The organism is Comamonas sp. B21-038 (genome assembly GCF_022387135.1).
Taxonomy (GTDB): domain Bacteria; phylum Pseudomonadota; class Gammaproteobacteria; order Burkholderiales; family Burkholderiaceae_C; genus Comamonas; species Comamonas sediminis.
Genome location: NZ_CP092462.1, coordinates 4,853,037 through 4,876,582, shown reverse-complemented (window position 1 = coordinate 4,876,582; position 23,546 = coordinate 4,853,037). Strand labels below are relative to the sequence as shown.

Annotated in this window: 21 protein-coding genes; 13 read left to right on the top strand and 8 right to left on the bottom strand. The window is 65.1% G+C overall.

Going from position 1 to position 23,546, the window contains the following annotated elements; genetic code table 11:
- Window positions 1-36: 36 nt before the first annotated feature.
- The 3 genes from MJ205_RS22215 to MJ205_RS22205 form a co-directional block, all read right to left on the bottom strand.
- Window positions 37-1,503 (bottom strand): TrkH family potassium uptake protein, encoded by a 1,467-nt coding sequence (locus MJ205_RS22215; RefSeq protein ID WP_239810406.1) that lies wholly within the window; start codon window positions 1,501-1,503, stop codon window positions 37-39.
- A 9-nt stretch (window positions 1,504-1,512) separates the two neighbouring features.
- The gene (gene trkA, locus MJ205_RS22210; RefSeq protein WP_239810405.1) at window positions 1,513-3,003 is read right to left on the bottom strand and encodes a Trk system potassium transporter TrkA; all 1,491 of its coding nucleotides are present in this window, start codon (window positions 3,001-3,003) and stop codon (window positions 1,513-1,515) included.
- Window positions 3,004-3,116: 113 nt separating this feature from the next.
- A complete protein-coding gene (locus MJ205_RS22205; protein WP_239810404.1) occupies window positions 3,117-4,397 on the bottom strand; it encodes a glutamate-5-semialdehyde dehydrogenase in 1,281 nt (426 codons plus the stop codon).
- A gap of 221 nt (window positions 4,398-4,618) precedes the next feature.
- On the opposite strand from MJ205_RS22205, the gene MJ205_RS22200 reads away from it, so the two are divergent.
- Entirely contained in the window at window positions 4,619-4,906 is a 288-nt protein-coding gene (locus MJ205_RS22200; RefSeq protein ID WP_239810403.1) for a hypothetical protein, read from the top strand.
- Between the two features lie 38 nt (window positions 4,907-4,944).
- On the opposite strand, the gene MJ205_RS22195 is transcribed toward MJ205_RS22200, so the two are convergent.
- Complete coding sequence (locus MJ205_RS22195) at window positions 4,945-5,865, bottom strand: phosphoribosylaminoimidazolesuccinocarboxamide synthase (protein ID WP_239810402.1); 921 nt, start codon at window positions 5,863-5,865, stop codon at window positions 4,945-4,947.
- 481 nt (window positions 5,866-6,346) lie between these two features.
- On the opposite strand from MJ205_RS22195, the gene hpf reads away from it, so the two are divergent.
- The 3 genes from hpf to hprK all read left to right on the top strand — a co-directional run bounded on the left by hpf (window position 6,347) and on the right by hprK (window position 8,379).
- Complete coding sequence (gene hpf, locus MJ205_RS22190) at window positions 6,347-6,679, top strand: ribosome hibernation-promoting factor, HPF/YfiA family (RefSeq protein WP_116927826.1); 333 nt, start codon at window positions 6,347-6,349, stop codon at window positions 6,677-6,679.
- A 136-nt stretch (window positions 6,680-6,815) separates the two neighbouring features.
- Window positions 6,816-7,301 carry a PTS sugar transporter subunit IIA gene (locus MJ205_RS22185; protein ID WP_021026711.1) on the top strand — a complete coding sequence of 162 codons (486 nt, stop codon included), beginning with the start codon at window positions 6,816-6,818 and terminating at the stop codon, window positions 7,299-7,301.
- Window positions 7,302-7,422: 121 nt separating this feature from the next.
- Window positions 7,423-8,379 (top strand): HPr(Ser) kinase/phosphatase, encoded by a 957-nt coding sequence (hprK, locus tag MJ205_RS22180; RefSeq protein WP_021026712.1) that lies wholly within the window; start codon window positions 7,423-7,425, stop codon window positions 8,377-8,379.
- Between the two features lie 26 nt (window positions 8,380-8,405).
- On the opposite strand, the gene MJ205_RS22175 is transcribed toward hprK, so the two are convergent.
- The 3 genes from MJ205_RS22175 to fur form a co-directional block, all read right to left on the bottom strand.
- Window positions 8,406-9,608, bottom strand: a complete 1,203-nt coding sequence (locus MJ205_RS22175; protein ID WP_239810401.1) for a DUF1501 domain-containing protein — start codon at window positions 9,606-9,608, stop codon at window positions 8,406-8,408.
- Between the two features lie 11 nt (window positions 9,609-9,619).
- Window positions 9,620-11,212 (bottom strand): DUF1800 domain-containing protein, encoded by a 1,593-nt coding sequence (locus MJ205_RS22170; RefSeq protein ID WP_239810400.1) that lies wholly within the window; start codon window positions 11,210-11,212, stop codon window positions 9,620-9,622.
- A gap of 145 nt (window positions 11,213-11,357) precedes the next feature.
- The gene (gene fur, locus MJ205_RS22165; protein ID WP_021025553.1) at window positions 11,358-11,780 is read right to left on the bottom strand and encodes a ferric iron uptake transcriptional regulator; all 423 of its coding nucleotides are present in this window, start codon (window positions 11,778-11,780) and stop codon (window positions 11,358-11,360) included.
- Between the two features lie 100 nt (window positions 11,781-11,880).
- Here fur and MJ205_RS22160 point away from each other — a divergent pair, with 100 nt between their 5' ends.
- From MJ205_RS22160 to MJ205_RS22135, 6 genes are all read left to right on the top strand, one after another.
- Window positions 11,881-12,447, top strand: coding sequence for an outer membrane protein assembly factor BamE (locus tag MJ205_RS22160; protein WP_239810399.1), 567 nt, complete (start codon window positions 11,881-11,883; stop codon window positions 12,445-12,447).
- A 115-nt stretch (window positions 12,448-12,562) separates the two neighbouring features.
- The gene (gene dapB / locus MJ205_RS22155) at window positions 12,563-13,399 is read left to right on the top strand and encodes a 4-hydroxy-tetrahydrodipicolinate reductase (protein ID WP_239810398.1); all 837 of its coding nucleotides are present in this window, start codon (window positions 12,563-12,565) and stop codon (window positions 13,397-13,399) included.
- Window positions 13,400-13,445: 46 nt separating this feature from the next.
- Window positions 13,446-14,180 (top strand): MotA/TolQ/ExbB proton channel family protein, encoded by a 735-nt coding sequence (locus MJ205_RS22150; protein ID WP_239810397.1) that lies wholly within the window; start codon window positions 13,446-13,448, stop codon window positions 14,178-14,180.
- A gap of 27 nt (window positions 14,181-14,207) precedes the next feature.
- Window positions 14,208-14,636 (top strand): ExbD/TolR family protein, encoded by a 429-nt coding sequence (locus tag MJ205_RS22145; protein WP_239810396.1) that lies wholly within the window; start codon window positions 14,208-14,210, stop codon window positions 14,634-14,636.
- 191 nt (window positions 14,637-14,827) lie between these two features.
- Window positions 14,828-15,829: a DUF2157 domain-containing protein gene (locus MJ205_RS22140; RefSeq protein ID WP_239810395.1), complete on the top strand. Its 1,002-nt coding sequence runs from the start codon at window positions 14,828-14,830 to the stop codon at window positions 15,827-15,829.
- The gene (locus MJ205_RS22135; protein ID WP_239810394.1) at window positions 15,829-17,664 is read left to right on the top strand and encodes a GDYXXLXY domain-containing protein; all 1,836 of its coding nucleotides are present in this window, start codon (window positions 15,829-15,831) and stop codon (window positions 17,662-17,664) included. The genes MJ205_RS22140 and MJ205_RS22135 overlap by 1 nt, the downstream gene beginning before the upstream one ends.
- Before the next feature lie 13 nt (window positions 17,665-17,677).
- Here the strand turns inward: MJ205_RS22135 and MJ205_RS22130 are convergent, their stop codons facing one another.
- Complete coding sequence (locus tag MJ205_RS22130) at window positions 17,678-18,904, bottom strand: mechanosensitive ion channel family protein (RefSeq protein ID WP_373450923.1); 1,227 nt, start codon at window positions 18,902-18,904, stop codon at window positions 17,678-17,680.
- A 294-nt stretch (window positions 18,905-19,198) separates the two neighbouring features.
- On the opposite strand from MJ205_RS22130, the gene leuS reads away from it, so the two are divergent.
- Genes leuS through holA form a run of 3 tightly spaced genes read left to right on the top strand, consistent with a single transcriptional unit; the run spans window position 19,199 to window position 23,509 of the window.
- Entirely contained in the window at window positions 19,199-21,898 is a 2,700-nt protein-coding gene (gene leuS, locus MJ205_RS22125; RefSeq protein ID WP_239810392.1) for a leucine--tRNA ligase, read from the top strand.
- Window positions 21,899-21,903: 5 nt separating this feature from the next.
- Window positions 21,904-22,416, top strand: coding sequence for an LPS-assembly lipoprotein LptE (locus MJ205_RS22120; RefSeq protein WP_239810391.1), 513 nt, complete (start codon window positions 21,904-21,906; stop codon window positions 22,414-22,416).
- A 40-nt stretch (window positions 22,417-22,456) separates the two neighbouring features.
- Entirely contained in the window at window positions 22,457-23,509 is a 1,053-nt protein-coding gene (gene holA / locus MJ205_RS22115; RefSeq protein ID WP_239810390.1) for a DNA polymerase III subunit delta, read from the top strand.
- Window positions 23,510-23,546: the final 37 nt, after the last annotated feature.

The following is a 23,546-nucleotide window of genomic DNA, read 5'->3' as shown; positions in this document are numbered from 1 at the left end:
CATCAGAACTTTGCGACCGCCCTACCTAGCAAGCACTCACCTTCGCCAGAACGCTGGCGTCAACAGCGCCAGAAAGCTGAGAATCTCCAGCCGGCCCATCAGCATGCCCAAGGTAGTCACACTCAGCTGAAAGCTGGTCAGCCCGGCAAAATTGTTGCTGGGGCCCAGATCACCCCAGCCTACACCGGCGCAGTTCACGCTGGCAAGTACCGCTCCCAGCGCATTGTGCAGATCCATGTCCGTGAACAGCAAGGCCATGGTCAGCACCGCAATCGTCGCGCAGTAGACCAGCATGAAGGCCAGCACCGAGAAGATGACCCGCTCATCCACCGCCAGGCCCCCGACCGTCACCGGTTGCACCGCGTTCGGATGCACCAGGCGCCGCATTTCACGCCGGGTTTGTTTGAGCAGCAGCAGCATGCGGATCATCTTGATGCCGCCGCCGGTCGAGCCTGCGCTGGTGGCCACGCCCGACAGCAGCAGCATGAAAACCGGCGCAAAGGGCGGCCACAAGCCAAAATCGACGGCGGCATAACCGGTGGTGGTGGCCACCGACACCGTGTGGAAAACGCCCATGCGCAGCGACTCCAGCGGGCCATACACCCCCTTGAACCATAGCAGCGCCGCGACCAGCAAGCCGCCACCCAGCAAGGTGCCAATGGTGGCGCGGAACTCCGGCTGCCGGTACAGCACCCAGGCATTGCGCTTGCGGATGGCGACAAAATACAGCGCGAAGTTGCAGCTGGCCAGCAGCATGAAGACCGTGCAGATCCCCTCGATCAGCGGCGAATTGAAATAGGCAAAGCTGGCATCGTGCGGCGTCAGCCCACCCAGGCTTACCGTGGTGAACATGACCATCACCGCATCCAGCGGCGTCATGCCCGCCAGCCAGTAGGCCAGCGCGCAGAGCACCGAAAACAGGCCATACACGCCCCACAACCCCTTGGCGGTCTCGGCCATGCGCGGCGTGAGCTTGGTGTCCTTCACCGGGCCGGCGGCCTCGGCGCGGAAGAGCTGGCTGCCGCCCATGCCAATCATCGGCAGGATGGCCACGGCCAGAATCAGGATGCCCATGCCCCCCATCCACTGCAAAAACGTGCGCCAGATATTGAGAGACACCGGCAAGGTATCCACATGGTTGAGCACCGTGGAGCCAGTGGTGGTCAGTCCCGAGACCGCTTCAAAATAGGCATGCTGCCAGCTCAGCGCGCGGTCGATGCGCTCGAAACCCAGGTACAGCGGCAGCGCTGCAAACAGCGGAAACACCATCCACACAAAGGCGACCAGCATGATGCCGTGGCGCGCCTGCAGCTCACGCTGCTCATGCCGCGCCATCCACCACAGCACCAGACCGCAGGCCCAGGTAATGCCCATGGTCAGCGGGTAGACGCCAAACACCCCGTCGTCGAGCCACAGCGAGGAGACCGCAGGCACAGCCATCGTGCCGCCAAACATCAGCAGCAAAATGCCCAATACGCGCAGCACGGGTCGAAGGTCAGTCATCGGCCGTGCCTAGAAAAAGGTCACCCCGACACGGAACAGGGCCTCGACCTCATGCACCAGCCGCTTGTTGGGCAAGAAGAGAATGACATGGTCATTGCTCTGGATGATGGTGCCGCTGGTCGGCACGATCACCTCCACCTTCTCGTCATCGCGCTCGTCGTCATCGCGCTCGGCCGCCTCGCTGCCATTGGTGTTGCGCGCATCGGGCTCGGGCAGGCCGCGCACGATCATGCCGATATGCACATCACGCGGCAGGCGCAGGCTACCCACACGCCGGCCCACGGCCCGCGAGGTCTTGGCGTCACCGCGCGCCACAATCTCGATCGCCTCGGCCACCCCCCGGCGCAGGCTGTGCACCGCCTGCACATCGCCCTGGCGCACATAGGCCAGCAGCTCACCCAGGGTGGCCTGCGCGGGCGACAGCGCAATGTCGATCTGCGTGCCGTGCATCAGGTCGGCATAGGTGCGGCGATTGATCAGCGCCAGCACCCGGGTGGCCCCCAGCTTCTTGGCCAGCAGGCAGGACATGATGTTGTCTTCGTCGTCATCGGTGATGGCGACGAACAGATCCACATCTTCGACGTTCTCGTTCTCCATCAAGGTCTCGTCGGTCGCATCGCCCTTGAGCACCAGCACATCGGAGGGCAGGCGCGAGGCCAGGTAGACGCAGCGGTCCTCGCTCTTTTCGATGATCTTGACCTGAAAGCGCCGCGACTCCTTGGTCAGCGCACGCGCCAGGCGCATGCCCACGCGCCCGCCACCGGCCACCATCACACGGCGCACCACCTCGGCCTGCTCACCCACCTGGCGGTTGAAAGCTGCCAGCACATCGCCCAGGTTGTCCTTCTCCGACAGCACGAATACTTCATCCCCCGGCTCGATGCGGGTGCTGCCCTCGGTCGGCACCAGGCGGTCGGCCTCATGGTGAAAGCGCCGGTACACGCCCACGACCCGGATCGCGCCATGGGGCAGGTTCTGGCGCACATCGGCCACACTCAAGCCCACCACCGGCGCGCCGCCACGCGCGCGCACCGATGCCAGCGCCACATGGCCCTGGGCAAATTCACGCACCTGCAGCGCCTCAGGGTAGGTCACCAGCTTGCCGATATAGCCCATCAGCGCCTCTTCCGGGCAGAACGCATGCGTCACGCCAAAGCCGGTATCCGACAGCAGCTCGGCATGGCTCTTGAGCGCGACCGAGCGCACCCGCACGATGCGGGTCGGGATATTGAACAGCACCTGGGCCACCTTGCAGGCGGTGAGGTTGGTTTCGTCCTGGGAGGTGCAGGCGATCAGCATGTCCGTGTCGGCTGCGCCGGCCTCGGCCATCACTTCGGGGCTGATGCCGTTGCCCACGACGCCGCGCAGATCGAAGCGGGCTTCGAGATCGCGCAGGCGCACACCATCCGTGTCGACCACGGTGATGTCATTTTTTTCGCTCAGCAAGCTTTCGGCGACACTCTCGCCGACGCGGCCTGCGCCGAGGATCAGAATTTTCATAGCATGAGGCGCCAGCCGCTAGGAAGCGGCCTGGCATGGCCGCATCATAACGTGGGCACGGGGCTGCCGGCCTGCAAAGAAGGGGCCGCCCAGCCGGCAGCCGCCCAGTGCGCTCAGCCGCGCACTTCGCCTTCGCCCAGAACGATGTATTTCAGCGAGGTCAGGCCCTCGATGCCCACAGGCCCACGGGCGTGGAACTTGTCGGTGCTGATGCCGATCTCCGCACCCAGCCCGTATTCAAAGCCATCGGCAAAGCGTGTGCTGGCGTTGACCATGACACTGGCCGAATCCACTTCGCGCAAAAACCGCTGCGCATGCATGTGGTCACGCGTGATGATCGCATCGGTATGGTGGCTGGAATAGTGGTTGATATGGGCAATCGCCTCTTCCACACCAGCCACTACCTTGATGCTGATGACAGCCGCCAGGTACTCCTCGGACCAGTCCTGCTCCGTCGCCGTCTGCAGGCGGGCGCCCGGCATAGCCTGCAGCAAGGCCAGTGCCTCGGCATCGGCCCGCATCTCCACGCCCTTGGCTGCAAACACCGCGCCAATGCGGGGCAGAAAATCGGCCGCCACCGCACGCGCCACCAGCAGGCTCTCCGTCGCATTGCAGGGGCTGTATTTCTGGGTCTTGGCGTTTTCGGTCACCTTGACCGCCATGTCCAGATCGCAAGGCGCATCTATATAGGTATGGCAGTTGCCGTCCAGGTGCTTGATCACCGGCACCTTGGCATCGCGGCTGATGCGCTCGATCAGGCCCTTGCCGCCGCGCGGAATGATCACATCGACATATTCGGGCATCGCAATCAGCTGGCCCACGGCCTCGCGGTCGGTGGTCTGCACCAGCTGCACGCCGGTGGCGGGCAGGCCGGCTTCCAGCAGCGCCTGCTCCACCAGGCGCGCGAGCGCCTTGTTGGAATCGATGGCTTCGGAGCCGCCGCGCAAGATGCAGGCATTGCCGCTCTTGATCGACAGGCTGGCCGCCTCGATGGTCACGTTGGGGCGGCTCTCATAGATCATGCCGAAGACGCCCAAAGGCACGCGCATCTGGCCCACGCGGATGCCGCTGGGCATCTGCTTCATGCCGCTCACCTCACCCACCACATCGGCCATGGCCGCCAGCTGCTCGCAGCCTTGGGCGCAGGTCTCCAGCACCTTGGGGGTCAGGCGCAGGCGATCGACCATGGGTTCCGACAGGCCGTTGGCCTGCGCACGCGCCAGATCCTTGGCATTGTCGGCCTGCAAGGCCTCGGTCTGGCTGCGCAGCAAACGCGCCAGCGCCAGCAAGGCCTTGTTTTTGATGGCAGAAGGTGCTTTGGCCATCTGGGCAGAGGCTTGCTTGGCCTGCAGCCCCAGGGCCTGCATGGTTTCCGAAATATTCAGGGCATTCATGGGGGGCTATTGTCGGGCATTTGCGCCCGGGCAGCGGTGCCGACACCAATGGCCCCAGGCAACTCCCAGGCACTGGGGTCGCTCTGCACAACTCCCTGCCATGGTCTGAACCCGGGCTCGGGCGATCCGCGTCCATCCCGCTTGGCGAGGGTTTTGCAGAGCATCCCCAGCGGCGCAAAGGCCTCTACACTGATGCCATATTGAGCCACCAGGAGACCACGATGCAATCCGCCGCGCTGCGCCAGTTGGGCGCCTTACAAGACGGGCTGGACCATTTCGAGGCCGGCCACATGGATGCAGCGGCCCTGAGCCAGCAGGCACGCAGCTACACCGACTTGCTCGGCGCGCTGCCGCCGCAGTTCCAGGAAGTATTGCTGCAGCTGCTGGACCGTCTCGAATCCAGCGCGCTGTTTGATGAGGAGAGCTGCTCGTTCAGCCGCAAAGACCTGGTCGACAGCCTGCGCCTGTGGCTGAAAAAGGCCGATGCCAGGCTGAGCGCCACCGCCTGAGCGGGCAGCGGCGCAGTCGCCCACCAACGGCCAGGCCGTCAGGCCGTCAGGCGCTCCAGCGCTTCGCGGTACTTGGCCGCCGTCTTGTCGATCACGTCTTGCGGCAGGCGCGGTGCCGGTGCCGTCTTGTCCCAGGGTTTGCCGTTGACCTTGGCCTGCTCCAGCCAGTCACGCACAAACTGCTTGTCGTAGCTGGGGGGGTTGGCACCGGTCGCCAGCGCATCGGCATAGCCTTCCACCGGCCAGTAGCGCGAGCTGTCGGGCGTCAGCACCTCGTCCATCAGCACCAGCTTGCCGTCTTCATCCAGACCGAACTCGAACTTGGTGTCGGCAATGATCATGCCCTTGGTCAGCGCAATCTCGGCAGCCTTCTTGTAGATGGCGATGCTGATGTCGCGGATCTGGGCGGCCAGCTCGGGGCCCACCATCTCGACGGTGCGCTCAAAGGTGATGTTTTCATCGTGCTCGCCGGCTTCGGCCTTGGCCGCTGGCGTGTAGATGGGCTCGGCCAGCTTGGCGGAGTTGACCAGACCCGCGGGCAGCGGCACGCCGCAGACCGCTTGCGATTCCTGGTATTCCTTCCAGCCGCTGCCAGCCAGGTAGCCACGCACCACCGCCTCGATCGGCACCGGCTTGAGGCGCTTGACCAGCATGGAGCGCAGTTGCACCTGGGGCACTTCATCAGGCTGCACGGCTGACTCCGGCGCTTCACCGGTCAGATGGTTGGGGCAGATATCGCCCAGCTTGTCGAACCAGTACAGCGCCATCTGCGTCAGCAGCGCACCCTTGCCAGGAATGGGCTCGCCCATGATCACGTCAAAGGCCGACAGACGGTCCGAGGCCACCATCAGGATGCGGTCGCTGCCGACGGCGTAGTTGTCACGCACCTTGCCGCGGGCCAGCAGGGGCAAGGAATGGAGCTTGGAGGTATGCAGTGCAGAAGGTACGGGCTGGGTCATGGTGATGCAGAACTATGGACAGGCACCCTGCGTGAAGACGGAAGGCACGGACAGCCGCGCTACCTCGGCAAGGCAAGCGCTCGATTGTAGTCGGCCACCCTCCAATGCCTCGCCCGCACCGGCGGGATGCCTTGAATTGCAGTGCAGTATTGGGTGCTGGCGCCGCGAACACGTAGGCCATTACGTGCCGACGCACAGAAACACCGCTGCTTGCCTCCGGTTGCAATTGCGCCGGCAGCGGCCCGCACTGCGCCTGCGCCCTCCGTTTTTTGCAGCATCCGAACCGTAATTTGTAACAAGCACTCTGCCCCAACCGCCCGCCGAGCGCACAGAAACCCAGCGATCCGGGTTGTCATAGACTTGCAATTTTGTAGGTCAAGGCGCATCATGGTTTACACGCATGCATGTGTTTCCCCCTCGGGGTGGCCTGGGTTCCAACAGACCCAGTCACTTTTCTTGGTTTGCAGAAGGAGACTTGTTCATGAACCTGACGATCAGCGGTCACCATTTGGCGGTGACCCCGGCGCTGCGCGAATATGTAACATCCAAGCTGATGCGCATTACGCGACACTTTGACCAGGTGGTGGATGCCAAAGTTTTACTTTCAGTGGAAAAGCAAAAGGAAAAGGAGAAACGGCAGCGTGTGGTGTGCAATTTGCGGGTCAAGGGCGACGAACTGTGCGTTCAGTGCTCTCACCATGATTTGTACGCCGCGGTAGATGCTTTGGTGGACAGGTTGGACCGCATGGTCGCCCGTCACAAGCAACGTGTTCAATCTCACTACAGCGATGCGCTGCGGCAGGCAATGGCGTAAACCCTCTGCTTTTTGCCGAGGAAATACATTCTCTTTGCGTACTGACCGATAATACGTGCAGCAACACCTGCATCCAGGTGTTGCTGCGTTCGTTTGATCATGCTCTCAGTAGCTAGCCATATTGCCGCACTTCACTATGAACTGTCTTGCCTCTATTTTGCCTCCAGCTCAAGTGCTAGTGAGTGTGGATGTTTCCAGTAAAAAACGTGCATTTGAAGAAGCGGGCCTGCTGTTCGAGAGTCTCCATGGTCTCTCGCGCGCCTTGGTCACCGACAGTCTGTTTGCACGTGAGCGACTGGGCTCCACCGGTCTGGGGCATGGCGTAGCCATTCCGCATGGGCGCATCAAGGGACTCAAGTCCCCGATGGCTGCGGTGTTCCAGCTCGAGCGCGCCATTGGCTTTGACGCCCCGGATGAGCAGCCGGTCAACCTGCTGATCTTCCTGCTGGTGCCCGAGGCTGCCACCCAGCAGCACCTGGAAATCCTCGGCGAGATTGCCGAGCTGCTGTCCAATGCCAGCCTGCGCGAGCAGATGAAGGCCAGCACCAATGCCGAGCAGCTGCACCAGATGATCGACACCTGGCAATCGTCTGCCAACAACACCTCCACTGCCCACGCCTGAGCGCCGCGCGCCGGTGTGTACTCTCAGGCGCTGATCCCTCACCTCAAGACTTTTTCCTGCTAGGCTTGGGCGCTGGCGGGCAGCTTTGCTGTGCGCGCCCTGGCTTTGAAAGGACTGCACCGTGAAACCCAATGTCGTAAGCGCCGATGTGTTGTTCGAGGAGTTCCGTGCGTCGCTGCGCTGGGAATGGCTGGCGGGCCTGGGCGCCTCCGAGCGCCGCTTTGACGAAGTGGCAGTGCGCAGCGCCCGCTCCAGCGCCGATCTCGTGGGCTACCTCAACTACATCCACCCCTACCGCGCACAGGTGCTGGGCGAGCGCGAAATCGCCTATCTGACCAACTCCACCACCGAGGACTGCCGCCGCCGCATTGCGCGCATCGTGACCTTGGAGCCGCCGGTGCTGGTGCTGGCCGATGGCCAGGGTGCGCCCGATGAACTGCTGTCGATGTGCGAGCGCGCGCACATCCCGATGTTCTCCACCAAGGAATCGGCCGCCTTTGTCATCGATGTGCTGCGGGCCTTTTTGTCCAAGCATTTCGCCGACCGCACCACGATGCACGGCGTGTTCATGGACATCCTCGGCATGGGCGTGCTGATCACCGGTGAATCCGGTCTGGGCAAGAGCGAGCTGGGCCTGGAGCTGATCACCCGCGGCAATGGCCTGGTGGCCGATGACGCCGTGGACCTGTACCGCATCAACCAGACCACGATCGAAGGCAAGTGCCCCGACCTGCTGCAGAACCTGCTGGAGGTGCGCGGCATCGGCCTGCTGGATATCCGCGCGATCTTTGGCGAAACGGCGGTGCGCCGCAAGATGCGGCTCAAGCTGATCGTGCACCTGGTGCGCAAGGAAACCATGGAGCGCGACTACGACCGCCTGCCTGCCGCACCGCTGACCCAGGATGTGCTGGGCATTCCGGTGATGAAGGTGGTCATCCAGGTGGTGGCCGGCCGCAATATCGCCGTGCTGGTGGAAGCGGCCGTGCGCAACACCATCTTGCAGCTGCGCGGTATCGACACCTACCAGGAGTTTGTCGACCGGCACCGCAAGGCCATGGCCAGCGGGCGTGAGTTCTAGCCCACCGGGGGCATCCTCCAGCCGTTTTAGACCAGCCGCAGATCCTTGACCTGGGCCTGCGGGAACACCTGCTGCAACTGCGCCGGCGACAGGCCATACATGCGTGCAAACAGGCCGCCCAGCACACTGCGGTACTCGTTGAGCACCGGGTAGTCGCGGTTCTGGAACAGATGGGCCTCGCTGACGTCCATCTGCTCGCCCACGATCCGGCCACCGGCCTGCGCCGACAGCCCCCCACCCAGCATCCAGTACGCCGTGCCATGGCCGTGGTCGGTGCCCTTGTTGCCGTTTTCGCGGAAGGTGCGGCCAAACTCGCTGATCACCGCCACGACCGTATGGCGCCAGGGCTCGGGCCCCATCTCCTGCGCGAAGGCGGCCAGGCCACGGCCCAGGTCGTCCAGCCGGTTGGCCAGGTTGCCGCTGGCGTTGCCCTGGTTCACATGGGTGTCCCAGCCGCCCACATCGACAAAGCCCAGGTCGAACTGGTCCCGCATCAACGTGGCCATGCGCTGCGCCACCAGGCTGAAGCCCTTGGCGCTGATCGCATCGCGCCCGGCCTTGTCCATCTCCATGCCGCGCAGCACGGCCTCACGCACCGCAAAGCCCTCGTTCACGGCAGGCGCCAGCGCCGTGCCGGCATACATGGCGGCAATGGCGCGGCTGCGGTTGGCATCCACGCCGCCCTTGCCCACATTGGCCAGCGCGGTGTTGGCAATGCGGGCGGGCCCGCGCATGCACAGCGGCAACTGCGCGGTAAACGCCATCGGCGCCAGGTCGCTGCGCCCCTGCAAGGTTTGGGCCAATCGGTTCATGAAGCCGGTGCGAAAGCTCTGGTGCGCATCCAGCGGCTGGCCCAGCTCGATCGAGTCCTGGGTTTCAAAATGGCTGCGCGAGAGGTCATCGCTGCCGGCAAACGGTACAAAGCAGGCCTGCCTGCTTTGCCACAGCGGCAGCACGCTGCCTTCCATCGCCGGGTGCAGGCCCCAGCGCGCATCCAGCGGCAGCGCGCCGTTGGCCTCGCCCGGTCGCGGAATGGCGATCGTGGGGCGCGCCTCGTAGTAGAAATCGCTGTGCGTGGGCACCAGCAGGCTGTTGCTGTCATAGGCGCCGCGCAGGAACACCAGCAAAAAGCGCGGTGTATCGCTGCGGGGCGCGGCGGCGCGGGCGCGCGCCAGACTGAAGGCCAGCGGCAGGCTGGCGGCGGCAGAGAGAAAGTGGCGTCTTTGCATGGCGTACCTCGTCAGCGGACCATCATTTCGGGAGCAGAGAGAAAATAGGTGTTCCAGTCGGGCACATTGCGCGCCTTGGCCAGCGCTTCGCGGGAGGCCGCGCTCCACTGCGCCACACGGGCCTGCGCCGTTGCGCGCTGTGCCAGATCGGGGTACGGGGGTTGCTCCAGCGGCGCCTGGGGCTCGGCGCGGAACAGCACGGCACTGCGGGTCGCGATCTGCCGCGCCACATCGAAGCGCGCCGCCATCTGGCCGGAGCTGGCCCAGTCCGATTGCGAGGCGGGATAGCCATCCGGCGTCTCATGGCCGTAGATGGGCTGGCCCAGGCGGTTGATCCAGCCGATCACCGGCCGCACATCGCTGGCGACACGCTCGTCATAGCCCAGGCGCACGGCGCCCAGCACATAGTGCATCGGATCCTTGAAGCGCTGGCCTTGCTGGGCCAGCGCCTCGGGCGCGGTCAGCAGGCTGCGCAAGGTCGCGGCAATATCGCCATGGCTGCGGGCAAAGGCCGCTGCGGTGCGCTGCACCAGGGCGGGTGGCGGGTTGTCGCTGATGAAGAACACCGCCAGCTTGCGCGCGATGAACTGCGCGGTGGCGGGCGAGGCCACGATGCGGTCCAGCGCCTCGTCCACCGCCGCCAGCCCCTTGGCCCGCAGCGGCTGGCCCAGCAGCACCTGGGGCGCATAGTCGTGCCGGTTGGGGTTGAACTCGAAAAAGCCTTCGCGCCGGTAATCGGCCTGCAGCGCCGGTGGCAGGCGGGGCGGCGGCGCATCGGCATCGCGGGTACTGAATCCCACCCCCGTCAGCACATGGGCCATCGCCTGCACATCGGCCTGGGTGTAGCCGCTGCCCACGCCCATCGTGTGCAGCTCCAGCAGCTCGCGCGCATAGTTTTCGTTGATATGGCCTTTGGCATTGCTGGCGTTGTCCAGGTACAGCAGCATGGCCGGGTGGCGCATGCTGGCCTCCAGCAGGCTGCGGAAGTTGCCCAGGGCATGCGGGCGAATCGCCCGCTCCTCATAATCGCCAATCCAGAGCCGGGTTTCGGCCTTGCGCGTGCTGACATTGAAGTGGTTCATCCAGAACCAGGTCATCTGCTCCTGCAACTGGGCCGGCGAGTACAGCGCACGCAGCACCTGGCGCTGCTGGGCCTGGGCAGCGAGCTGGTTCAGGTGGCTCTGCACCTCCTGGCGCAGGCGCGCTCCCTCGCCCTCTCCCTGGCCTTGCTCGGTGGCCGTGCGTGCTGCCTGGCGCTGGGCGGCAATGCCGCGCTGCAGATCCTGCATGCTGCGCTGGCTGATTTCCAAGGCCGCGATGTGCTGCTGGGCCGGCTCCGGCAGGCGTGGCGGCTGGTGCGGTGCAAGCTGCTGGTCCAGCCAGCGCTGCAGGCCCAGCCGCTGCAACTGCCGGTCGGCGCTGTCGCTGGCGCCCCAGCTGACACGGTCCAGCCACTGCTGGCGCTGGGCGGCGCTCAATGGCGTATCGGGCAGCGCCGCCGGTGTGCTGGCCGCATCCGGTGGTAAGTGGGAAGCGCAGGCGCTGAGCCACAAGGTGCCTGCCAAGGCGGCGGCGCTGAGGGTGAGCAGTCGGTAGGAGCGCATGGGATCTGGAAACCTGGTGCAGAGGGCCCCATGGTGCGCCTGCACCGTCGCGCTGCTGTAAAGCTATGTGTGCAAAACGTAAAAAGCGAAGCGTTTGGGGCGCTTCGCTTTTCAGGGGTTGACGGGCAACGGTGGGCGGCTGTGCTTATTTGGCCTTGACCGCGCACTCCGCGCACTGGCCATACAGCGCCATCGAGTGGTCATGCACGATCCAGCCCTTGCTCTTGGCAATCGACTGCTGGCGCTTTTCGATCTCGGGGTCATAGAACTCCTCGACCTTGCCGCAGCTGGTGCAGACAAAATGGTCGTGGTGCTGGCCTTCGTTGAGCTCGTAGACGGCCTTGCCACTCTCGAAGTTGCTGCGGATCAGGATGCCGGCCTGCTCGAACTGGGTCAGCACGCGGTAGACGGTCGCCAAACCGATATCGGAGCGCTCTTCCAGCAGCACGCGGAACACATCTTCGGCCGTCATGTGGCGCTGCGCACCGTTCTGGAAGATATCCAGAATCTTCAGCCGGGGCAGCGTGGCCTTGAGGCCAGTGCTTTTGAGTTCTTCAATATTTTTCATAACAAGGTCTTTCAAGTGGGCCCGATTGGTATACGGACTTCTGGAGAAGGCCTGGAGACCAGCCGCTACAATGGCCGATCATATCGCTATGTCTATAACCATGCCTGAATTTGTTCGTTCCGGTGTCCGCATGGCGGCGCTGTTGGCCCTGGGCGCCAGTGTGGCCGCTTGCGGCTCCTTCAATGAAGCCAGCCGTAAGTTCGCCAGCGCCATCACCCCCTACAAGGTGGAGGTGGTGCAGGGCAATGTGATCACCAAGGAGCAGGTCGACGCACTGCAAAAAGGCATGAGCCGTCAGCAGGTCAAGGATCTGCTGGGCACTCCGCTGCTGGCCAGCGTGTTCCATGCCAACCGCTGGGACTACGTGTTCACCATCAAGCGCAAGGGCGTGCCGGAGCAGGAGCGCCGCTTTACCGTGTACTTCGACGATACCGGTCTGGAGCGCTTTGAAGGCGATGAAATGCCCAGCGAGCAGGAGTTCGTAGCCTCGGTCACGACCTCGATCAAGAACCCCAAGGTGCCACGCCTGGAGGCGACGCCTGAGGAGCTGGCCAAGTACAAGGCCGATTCGTCCGCCCCAGCCCCCAGTGCAGATACCGGCACCAGCGACGCGATCACCACACCGCCCCCCGCCAACTACCCGCCGCTGGAATCCCCCCAGCGTTGATGCCATGGCGCTGGCATGCACCCGCGCTGCGCTGGCAGCGGGTAGCCAGCACCGCCTTTGGGCCGTGTCCGATGTCCGCTGAGATGCTGCCCGCTTGAGCCCCAGGATCCGATCCATGACCGCCCCCCTCTCCTCCTCCACCAGTCCCCGTATTGCCGTCGCCATTGCAGGCGCCCGCGGCCGCATGGGCCGCATGCTGATCGAAGCCGTGCTGGCCAGCCCCGACCTGCAGTTGAGCGGCGCGCTCGATGCGCCGGGCAACCCCAGCCTGGGCACCGATGCGGGCGCTTTTCTGGGACGCAACACCGGCGTGCAGATCACCGCCGACCTGGGCCAGGGCCTGCAGGGCGCGGATGTGCTGATCGATTTCACCCGCCCCGAAGGCACCTTGGCGCACCTGGCGCTGGCGGCGGAACGTGGCGTCGGCGTGGTCATTGGCACCACCGGCTTCAGCGACGCGCAAAAAGCGCAGATCCGCCAGTTGGCAGACAAGACCGCCGTCCTGCTCTCGCCCAATATGAGCGTGGGCGTGAACGTGACCTTCAAGCTGCTGGAGATGGCGGCCAAGGCCTTGCAGGAAGGCGGCTACGACATCGAAATCGTCGAGGCCCACCACAAGCACAAGGTCGATGCCCCCTCGGGCACGGCGTTGAAAATGGGCGAGGTGATTGCCGAAGCCCAGGGCACGCAGCTGGCCGACCGCGCCGTCTACGAGCGCTTTGGCCACACCGGCGCGCGCGTGGCCAACAGCATCGGCTTTGCCAGCATGCGCGGCGGCGATATCGTTGGCGACCACACCGTGCTGTTTGCCGGCGATGGCGAGCGCATCGAGATCTCCCACAAGTCCAGCAGCCGCGCAGGCTACGCCAATGGCAGCCTGCGTGCCGCACGCTACCTGGCCCGCCAGAAGGCCGGCCTGTTCGACATGTACGACGTGCTCGGCCTGAAATAAACCCAGCCCGGCACAGCCACCCCGCTTTTTAGAAGGACGGCCAACCATGACGATCTGGCAATGGCTCTCGCAAGCAGACGGCGTCGCCCGGGCCACGGCCCTGGTCTTGTTGCTGATGTCCGTCGCCAGCTGGGTGCTGATTCTCTACAAGGCCTGGTGGCTGGGCCGCGCCCATGGTGCCACCTTGCGCGCCACTGACGCCTTCTGGCAGGCCAGCAGCTGGGAGCAGGCACGCCTGGAGCTGCCGAAGATTGACCGCGCCGCCTTGCTGACGCCGGTGGCCGATGCCATTGCGCACATTGTGGCGGCCGAGCCCGCCGCCCACCACAGCCTGGCCGTGGCCAGCGGCGCCCAGGTGCAAACCACCCGCGTGCTGCGCGAGGCGCTGCATGGCGCCAGCCACCGGCTGCAATGGGGGCAGACGGTGCTGGCCTCCATCGGTGCCACGGCCCCGTTTGTCGGTTTGCTCGGCACGGTGTGGGGCATCCACCAGGCACTGGCGGCATTGGCCGGTGCAGACCATGTCAGCCTGGAACAGCTGGCCGGCCCTGTGGGCGAGGCGCTGGTGATGACCGCCGCCGGCCTGGCCGTCGCCTTGCCGGCCGTGCTGGCCTACAACCTGCTGGGCCGCAAGCTCGCGCAGGTCGAGGAGCTGCTCGAAGGCTTTGCCCACGACATGCAGACCTGGGCCTTGCAGCAGGCGGCCCAGGCGCCGCAGGCCTACGCCGGCATGCAGGCCCACAACACCGTGGACGCCATCGCGCTGGTGGGCAGCCGCTGAGCCGCCGCCAACCCAGCCTTTTGCACCATGGCATTCGGTCGCTTCAACAAAACCCCGGCCAGCCCGCCGATCAGCGCGATCAATGTGACGCCGCTGGTCGATGTGATGCTGGTGCTGCTGGTCATCTTCATCATGGCTGCCCCTTTGCTGGCCGCCTCGATTCGCCTGGACCTGCCCCCGGCCGCCAGCGCCACGCGGGCTAACCCGCCCGCCGCGATTGCGGTGCAGATCAATGCCCAGGGCGAGTTGTTTGCCGATGGCAAGGCTACTGATATGGACGCCCTCAAGGACCTGCTCAAGCAGCAGGCCGAACGCAATCCGCAGACCGAGGTGCAGCTGTCCATCGACCAGAGCCTGCCCTATGCCCGCGCCGTCGAGCTGATGGATGCGGCGCAAACCGCCGGCCTGAGCCGCATGGGCTTTGTGGCCCAACCGCAGGCGCCCGCAGCGCGCTGAGCCCCTGTGCCCAGCCCCGCCCGGTCGCGTTTGGCTGGGCCTGACAGTATCGTTTGAAGCTACCTGACCGGGCGCATGACCAGCTCCGTACCCGTTTGGTTATATTGCTGGCTGTGCCGTCCGCATGGGGCGGTGGCACCCAGGCCCTTGCTGCACCAGCATGCAATGGCCCATCAACGAGGAACACACGGATGGACTCCACCCTCTACCAGGTCAATGCCCAGTCGGCGTCCGGTGACCCGCGCATGGCGCCGCTGTATGCATTGGCCGTCTCGGCCGGTGCGCCCGCCGATCTGGCCCGCAAGATCCGCGCCGGCTTGCTGCTGGTTGGCGCATTGCTGGTCGCCAGCGGGCTGATCTTCTGGGTGGCGGCCAACTGGCAGGCGCAGTCGCACTGGTTCAAGCTGGGGCTGATTGAAGGCACGCTGGCGCTGTCCGTGCTGGCCGCCTGCCTGTGGCCACGCCTGCGGCTGGCCGCCCTGTTCTGCGCCACCCTGGTACTGGGCGGTCTGCTGGCCTATGTCGGCCAAACCTACCAGACCGGCGCCGATGCCTGGCAGCTGTTTGCCGCCTGGGCTGCGCTGGCGCTGGTCTGGGTGGCACTGGCCGCCAGCGATCTGCTCTGGTCCGTCTGGGTGCTGATCGCTGCCGCGGCCATCGTCTTTTGGACCGGCAAGCTCGACCTCTGGCAGGTGCTGGTCGCCGACCGCGACAGCTTTGCGCAGCTGATGCTGCGCCTGGGGCTCTGGCTGGCGTTGGCGCTGGTACCGCTGCTGGTGTACTGCGTGCCGGCCTTGCGGGTGCGTGGCGGCATGGGCTGGTGGTCGCAACGCCTGGCGCTGGGCGGCGCACTGGCGGCCTGGTCGGCGATTGCCACCGTACAGCTGTTTGACGATGCCACGCGCCAGACCGTGGCGGCCTTTGCACTCAGTGCTGCCTTGGTGGCTGGCAGCCTGCTGGTGTCGCTGTTCAGCCGTTTTCGCGACTTCATCTGCACCTGCCTGGCCACGTTGGCGGCCAATGTCCTGGTGCTGTCGCTCATCGCCCGCTGGATATTCGAGTGGCATGAGACCGAAGCCCTGCTTGCCTTTGCCGTCATCGTGATGGTCTGCCTGGGCATCTCGGTCAAGGCCCTGATCACCGCGCAGCACTACCTGCACGCCCAGCAACGCGACCACCAGGAGGTGCTGTGATGGCGGCCATCCGTCCTTTGTCCTTTCTGCGTACCCAACCCAGCTGGTGGGCCCAGGCCCGCCAGCAAGGCCTGGTGCAAGGCGATGCGCCGGCCCCGGATCTGGAGGAGCCGCCCGTCCTGGTGCTGGCACTGGCCATGCTGGGCGCACTGGCCAGCCTGGTGCCGCTGGCGGTGTTTTTGGCATTTGCGCTGGGCGAGCGCTTTGTGTTCGGCACCGGCGGCGTCGTGATGGGCCTGGTGTTGCTGGCCGCAGCCGGTGGCTTGATGCACCAGTCGCGCCAGGCCTTCGTCAACTGCGTGGCGCTCGTGCTCTGGTGCGCAGGCGGGCTGCTGGTACTGGTCAACCTGGGCGATGTCGCCGACTCGCGCCTGGGCATGCTGCTGATTGGCACGCTATCGGCGCTGGTGCTGATGCTGGGTGCCGCGCTGGCGCAGATGCGCTGGATCCAGTCGCTGATGGGCCTGGGCTGGGGCATGGCCGTGGTGGTCAGCCTGATGGCGCTGCAGTCCTGGCTGCCAGCGATGCTGCCGCTGCAGCTCGATGCACTGCTGCCCGCCCTGCTCTGGTGCCTGTGGCTGCGTGCCGAGCCCGCCCGCCTGGCCCAAGCGGCGCAGCGCTGGTCCCAGCCACGCTGGGCGGCCTTTGCCGATGCGGCCATCGTCGGTGTGCTGATCAGCCATGTCGCCTCCGGCTATGTGGCCCGGGCGGTCTTCTGGGAACACAGTGGCGACTTTGTCCCCTGGGCCTTCCCTGCCGGGCGCGCACTGGCCGTCCTGGTGGTGGCGCTGTCGACCTGGATGCTGGCGCGGCAATGGCGCGCCCGTGGCACCACCAACCGCCAGGGCGAGCACAGCCTGCTGCTGGCCGGTGCCATGCTGGCGCTGGCCGCGTGGTTCAGCCCCGGTCTGGCCGTCGTCAGCCTGGTGGCAGCGGGCGCCCTGCTGGCGGCGCGCTGGCGCATTGCGGTGCTCTGCGCGCTGCTGGCGCTGGTCGCGCTGGCCCAGTTCTACTACCACCTGGGCTGGTCGCTGGCCGCCAAGGGCCTGGGCCTGGCGCTGGTTGGCGTGCTGCTGCTGGCCTGTCTGTGGGCGTTGCGCCGCGCAGCCGATGCACATGCAAGCGCAGGCACGCCGCCAGCAGCGCCACAGCGCCGCCTGCAATGGGTGGGTCTGGCCGTGGGCGCGGTGCTGGCGCTGGGCATCGTGAACTGGGATGTGCGCGGCAAGGAGCAGGTCATTGCCCATGGCCAGCGCATTCTGGTGCCGCTGGTCCCGGTGGACCCGCGCTCTCTGATGCAGGGCGACTATATGGCGCTGAACTTTGCACTGCCCTTTGACATGCGTGAAAAGCTCCAGAACATCGTCAGCCCCCGCCAGCTGGTACGGGCCAGCATTGACGACCAGGGCGTGGCCACCATCCAGGGCTTGCTGACCGCTACCGACACCTTGCAAAAAGGCGAACTGGCCCTGCCGCTCAAACGCCTCAAGGGCCAGTGGGTGCTGGTGACCGATGCCTATTTCTTCCCCGAAGGCCAGGGCCGCCATTTCGAGCAGACCCGCTATGGCGACTTCCGGGTGCTGCCCGATGGCCGCGCGCTGCTGGTGGGCCTGGCCGATGCCGATGGCCAGCCGGTGCTGCCGCTGCCCGGCCGCTCGATCTGGGAAAGCCCATTGGGCATCCAAAGCCCGGAAGCGACCAGCGCAGCCAGCGAAGCGCCGGTGCCAGAGCCCGACGAGCCGGTGGCCGTGGCGCCGGAGCCGCCGCCAGCAGCGGTAGCGAACGTGCCGTCTCCGGCGCCAGCGCCAGCCCCGGCCCAGGGCACGCGCCGCTAGGCAACAGGCAGGCTCAGCGCTGCAGGGCCTGCACCTCGTGCTGGCGCAGCGCCACCTGCATGTCATTGCCCGAGGGCACCTGGAACACACGCAGGCCGAACTCCGGCAGGATGGCAATCAGGTGGTCAAAGATATCGCCCTGGATGGCCTCGTACTCCAGCCAGGCGGTGGTGTCGGTAAAGGCGTATATCTCCAGCGGCGAGCCCTGGTTGGTCGGCTCCATCGCGCGGGCCATCAAGGTCATGTCCTTGCGCAGTTTGGGATGGGCCTGCAGGTAGGCATTGCAGTAGGCGCGGTAGGTGCCGATATTGGTGAGCTGGCGCAGGTTGACGATCTCGTCGGCCATGTCCGGGGCCTTGGCGGAAAAATCCTGGTTGTACGCGGTGATCTCGGCGACCTTGCTTTCCAGGTAAGGGCGCAGCAGCGCGATATGGCTCAGCTCGGCGATTTCGGCACGGGTCAGAAAGCGCACCGAGGTGGTGTCGATGCACAGGGGCCGCTTGATGCGGCGGCCGCCCGATTCCGACATGCCGCGCCAGTTCTTGAAACTGTCGCTCATCAAACGCCAGGTGGGGATGGTGGTGATCGTGTTGTCCCAGTTGCGCACCTTGACGGTGTTGAGCGCCATGTCCACCACGGCGCCATCGGCGCCGACCTGGTTCATCTCCAGCCAGTCGCCCACGCGCAGGATGTCATTGCTGGCCAATTGCACGCCGGCGGTGAACGACAGGATCGTGTCCTTGAACACCAGCATCAGCACCGCCGACATGGCACCCAGGCCGCTGAGCAGAATCAGCGGCGAGCGGTCGATCAACGTGGCCACCATCACGATGCCCGCGACCACCATCACCAGCATCTTGCCCAGCTGCACATAGCTTTTGACCGAGCGTGTGCTTTGTTCGGCCTCCAGCTGGCTCTCATTGGCCTCCTGGATGCTGTCCATGATCGCGCAGAGCAGGCGCGCCACCTGCAGCGCCGTCACGGCAATGGCCACATTGCGGATCACCGTGCTGGCAATGACCGGCAGGTGCGGCACCGCGGCAATCCCCGTCTGAACGACCAGCGACGGCACGATCTGTGCCACGCGCACGAGGATGCGGTTGTCCAGCAAGGTGCGCAGCCAGACCGCGCCCAGGCTGGCGCGAAAGCGCGGCACGATCTGCAGCAGGGCCAGGCGCACCACCAGGCGCAGCGCATAGGCCAGCAACACCAAGGCCGCCAGTCCGGCGGCCGTTTGCATCCAGGGTTCAAATTTTTCCAGGGTTTCCCAGGTCACGAGGTAAGGTCCTTTCAAAGAGGGGGAGGATGAATCGGGTAGAAATGGGGGATGCAGCCGGCACGGCCAAGGGCGCGCCGCCATCACAGAATTGGCTATCGTTGAAGAGGTAGCCATTTATTTTTACATGCACTGGATAACCGCACCCGAGCGTGCGGCACTCGCCATCCACGGGCTATGGCGATGGGCCTACAATCTTTGCCCAATTGACCTCGCCCCGGAAAGCCCGTGGGCGGCCGCTTTTTCCTGACCAGTTCCATGCAAGAAAAATACAACCACTCCGACGTAGAAGCCGCCGCGCAAAGCCAGTGGCAAGCCCAAGATGCCTACCGCGTGTCCGAGGACGCGGGCAAGAAAAAGTTCTACGCCTGCTCGATGCTGCCCTACCCCAGCGGCAAGCTGCACATGGGCCATGTGCGCAACTACACGATCAACGACATGCTGACGCGCCAGCTGCGCATGCAGGGCTACAACGTGCTGATGCCGATGGGCTGGGATGCCTTCGGCCTGCCCGCAGAGAACGCCGCGATCAAGAACAGCGTGCCGCCTGCGCAGTGGACCTACGACAACATCGCCTACATGAAAAAGCAGATGCAGGCGATGGGTCTGGCGATCGACTGGAGCCGCGAGGTCGCCACCTGCGACCCCGACTACTACAAGTGGAACCAGTGGCTGTTCCTGAAGATGCTGGAAAAGGGCATCGCCTACCGCAAGACCCAGACCGTGAACTGGGACCCGGTGGACCAGACCGTGCTGGCCAATGAGCAGGTGATCGACGGCCGTGGCTGGCGCACCGGCGCGCTGGTGGAAAAGCGCGAGATCCCGGGCTACTACCTGGCCATCACCCAGTACGCGCAAGAGCTGCTGGACCATGTGCAGATGGGCAACGACAAGGCAACCTTGACCGGCTGGCCCGACAAGGTGCGCCTGATGCAGGAAAACTGGATCGGCAAGAGCGCCGGCGTGCGCTTTGCGTTCACGCATGACGTGAAGAACGCCGACGGCAGCTTGATCGGCGACGGCAAGATGTATGTCTTCACGACGCGTGCCGACACCATCATGGGCGTGACCTTCTGCGCCGTGGCGCCTGAGCACCCGCTGGCCCTGCATGCCGCCGCCACCAACCCCGAGCTGGCCGCCTTCATCGAAGAATGCAAGAAGGGCGGCACCACCGAGGCCGAACTCGCCGTCAAGGAAAAGGAAGGCAAGCCCACGGGCCTGTTCGTCACCCACCCGATCACCGGCGCGCAGGTCGAGGTTTGGATCGGCAACTATGTGCTGATGAGCTATGGCGACGGCGCCGTGATGGGCGTGCCCGCCCACGACGAGCGCGACTTTGCATTTGCCAACAAATACGGCCTGCCGATCCGCCAGGTGGTCGCCGTGGAAGGCGAAGGCCCCTACGACAAGCAGCAGTGGCATGACTGGTATGGCGACAAGGAGCGCGGCGTCCTCATCGAATCGGGCGCCTTTGATGGCCTGCACTACAAGGAAGGCGTGCAAGCGGTGGCCAAGGCGCTCGAAGCCAAGGGCCTGGGCGAACTCAAGACCACCTGGCGCCTGCGCGACTGGGGCGTGAGCCGCCAGCGCTACTGGGGCACGCCGATCCCGATCATCCACTGCGAAGACTGCGGTGCCCAACCGGTGCCTGAGAAGGACCTGCCGGTCGTGCTGCCGCAAGACCTGGTGCCCGATGGCTCCGGCAACCCGCTGATCAAGAGCGAAGCCTTCCACGCCGGCGTGGTCTGCCCTTGCTGCGGCAAGCCGGCCCGCCGCGAGACCGACACGATGGACACCTTCGTGGATTCGTCCTGGTACTTCATGCGCTATTGCGATGCCAAGAACAGCGAGAAGATGGTGGCCGACGGCGCTGACTACTGGATGCCGATGGACCAGTACATCGGCGGCATCGAGCATGCGATCCTGCACTTGCTGTACGCCCGCTTCTGGACCAAGGTCATGCGTGACCTGGGCCTGGTCAAGGTCGACGAGCCCTTCACCAAGCTGCTGACCCAGGGCATGGTGCTCAACCACATCTACAGCCGCCGCACCGCCAAGGGCGGCAAGGAATACTTCTGGCCCAAGGATGTGGAGCAGGTGTTTGACGAGACCGGCAAGGCCGTGGGCGCCAAGCTCAAGGTGGCCGTGGACAGCGCCGATGGACTGCTGCCCGAAGGCACCGCGATCGACTACGAGGGCGTGGGCACCATGTCCAAGTCCAAGAACAACGGTGTCGATCCGCAGGACCTGATCGAGAAGTACGGCGCCGATACCGCGCGCCTCTACACGATGTTCACCGCGCCGCCCGAGCTGACCCTGGAGTGGAACGAGTCGGCCGTCGAAGGCAGCTACCGCTTCCTGCGCCGTGTCTACAACTTCGGCAGCAAGCTGCATGCGGCTGAGTTCGATGCTGCGCGTGCACAGGCAGCCAACGCTGCCAGTGCCGCCTTTGGCAAGGAAGCCAAGGCGCTGCGCCTGGAGATCCACACCGTGCTCAAGCAGGTGGCCTATGACTACAGCCGCATGCAGTACAACACCGTGGTGTCGGGCGCGATGAAGATGATCAACGCGCTGGAAGACTTCAAGGCTGTGGACAGCGAAGGCGGCCGAGCTGCGCTGGTCGAGGGCTTTGGCATTTTGCTGCGCGCGCTCTACCCGGCCACCCCTCATCTGACGCAGGTGCTGTGGGATGCGCTGGGCTACCAGCAGGCCTTCGGGGGCCTGCTGGATGCCGCCTGGCCCGAGGTCGATGCCCAGGCGCTGGTGCAGGACGAAATCGAGCTGATGCTGCAGGTCAACGGCAAGCTGCGCGGCTCGATCATCGTGGCCGCCGGTGCCGACAAGGCCACGATTGAAGCCGCTGCTCTGGCCAATGAAGACTTCCAGAAAATCGCCAATGGCGCGGTGCCCAAGAAAGTCATCATCGTGCCGGGCCGCCTGGTGAACGTGGTAGTCTAAGCGCCATGCAAAAACGCACGCTGCTTACTGCCCTGGCAAGCGTGCCGCTGCTGGCGGCATGCGGCTTCAAACTGCGCGGATCGGTGGATTTCGCCTTCAAATCGCTGTATTTGAACGGCAGCGCCAATTCGGCCTTCCTCAAAGAACTGCAACGCCACCTGGAGGCTGCCGGCAGCCTGCAGGTGCTGCGCGACCCGACCCAGGCCACGCAGGCCGAGGCCATCTTCGATGACCTGGGCCAGCGCCGCGAGCGCGTCGTCGTCTCGCGCAATGCGGCCGGCGAGGTGCGCGAGCTGCAGATCCGCCTGATCACGCGCTTTCGGGTGCGTGATGCCAAGGGCGGGCTCTATGTGCCCGATTCCGAGCTGATGCAGTACCGCGAAATCAGCTACCTGGAAACCTACGCGCTGTCCAAGGCCAACGAAGAGGAAATGCTCTACCGAAACATGCAGACCGACATCGTTCAGCAGATCGTACGCCGCCTGGCCATCGTCAAGTCCGTCACCCCTACCGAATGACAAGCGCTGCGGCCCCGCAGCCCGGGAAGCGCCACCAAGCATGCAAGTGCCGTTGAATCAGTTGAGTGCCCAGCTGGGCAAGGGGCTGCGGTCTCTGTACACCGTGCATGGCGACGAGCCCCTGCTGGTGCAAGAGGCCGTGGATGCCATCCGCGCCAGCGCGCGCGCCAACGGCTATACCGAGCGCAGCAGCTTTACCGTTGCCGGTGCCCATTTCGACTGGAGCGCGGTGCTGGCAGCCGGTGGCAGCCTGAGCCTGTTTGCCGACAAGCAGATCATCGAAGTGCGCATCCCGAGCGGCAAGCCCGGCAAGGAAGGCAGCACGGCACTGCAGCAGCTGGTCAGCAGCAGCGTGGACAACGACAGCACCCTGACCATCGTGGTGCTGCCGCGCCTGGACAAGGCCACCAGGACCGGTGCCTGGTTTGCCGCACTGGAGTCGCATGGTGTCACCGTGCAGATCGACAGCATCGAGCGGGCCGCGCTGCCCGCCTGGATCGCCCAGCGCCTGCAGCAGCAAAAGCAGCATGTCAAAGCCGGTGAAGAAGGCCAGCGCACCCTGGCCTTTTTTGCCGACCGGGTCGAGGGCAACCTGCTCGCCGCCCACCAGGAAATTCAAAAGCTCGGCCTGCTCTACCCGGCAGGCGAACTCGGCTTTGAACAGGTCGAGCAGGCGGTGCTGAATGTTGCCCGCTACGACGTGTTCAAGCTCTCGGATGCCGTGCTGTCGGGCCAGGTGCTGCGCACCGAGCGCATGCTCAACGGCCTGCAGGCCGAAGGTGAGGCCGAGGTGCTGGTGCACTGGGCGCTGGCCGAAGACATCCGCGCGATGAAACGGGTCAAGGACGCGCTGCGCAATGGCCGGCCCATGCCGATGGCCCTGCGCGAGAACCGCGTCTGGGGCAACAAGGAACGCCATTTCGAGCGCGTGCTGCCCCGCATCAGCGATGCCACCGTCGCCCGCCTGCTGCACTCGGCCCATGCGGTCGATGGCATCGTCAAGGGCCTGAAGGTGCCCGAGTGGCCGGCCAATGGCTGGCAGGCACTGCACCGCCTGGCCTTGCAAACCTGCAAGGCCTGCAGCAGCCGCTAACAGTCCTCTGCAAAGCTTGCCTTCATGCACGCATCCA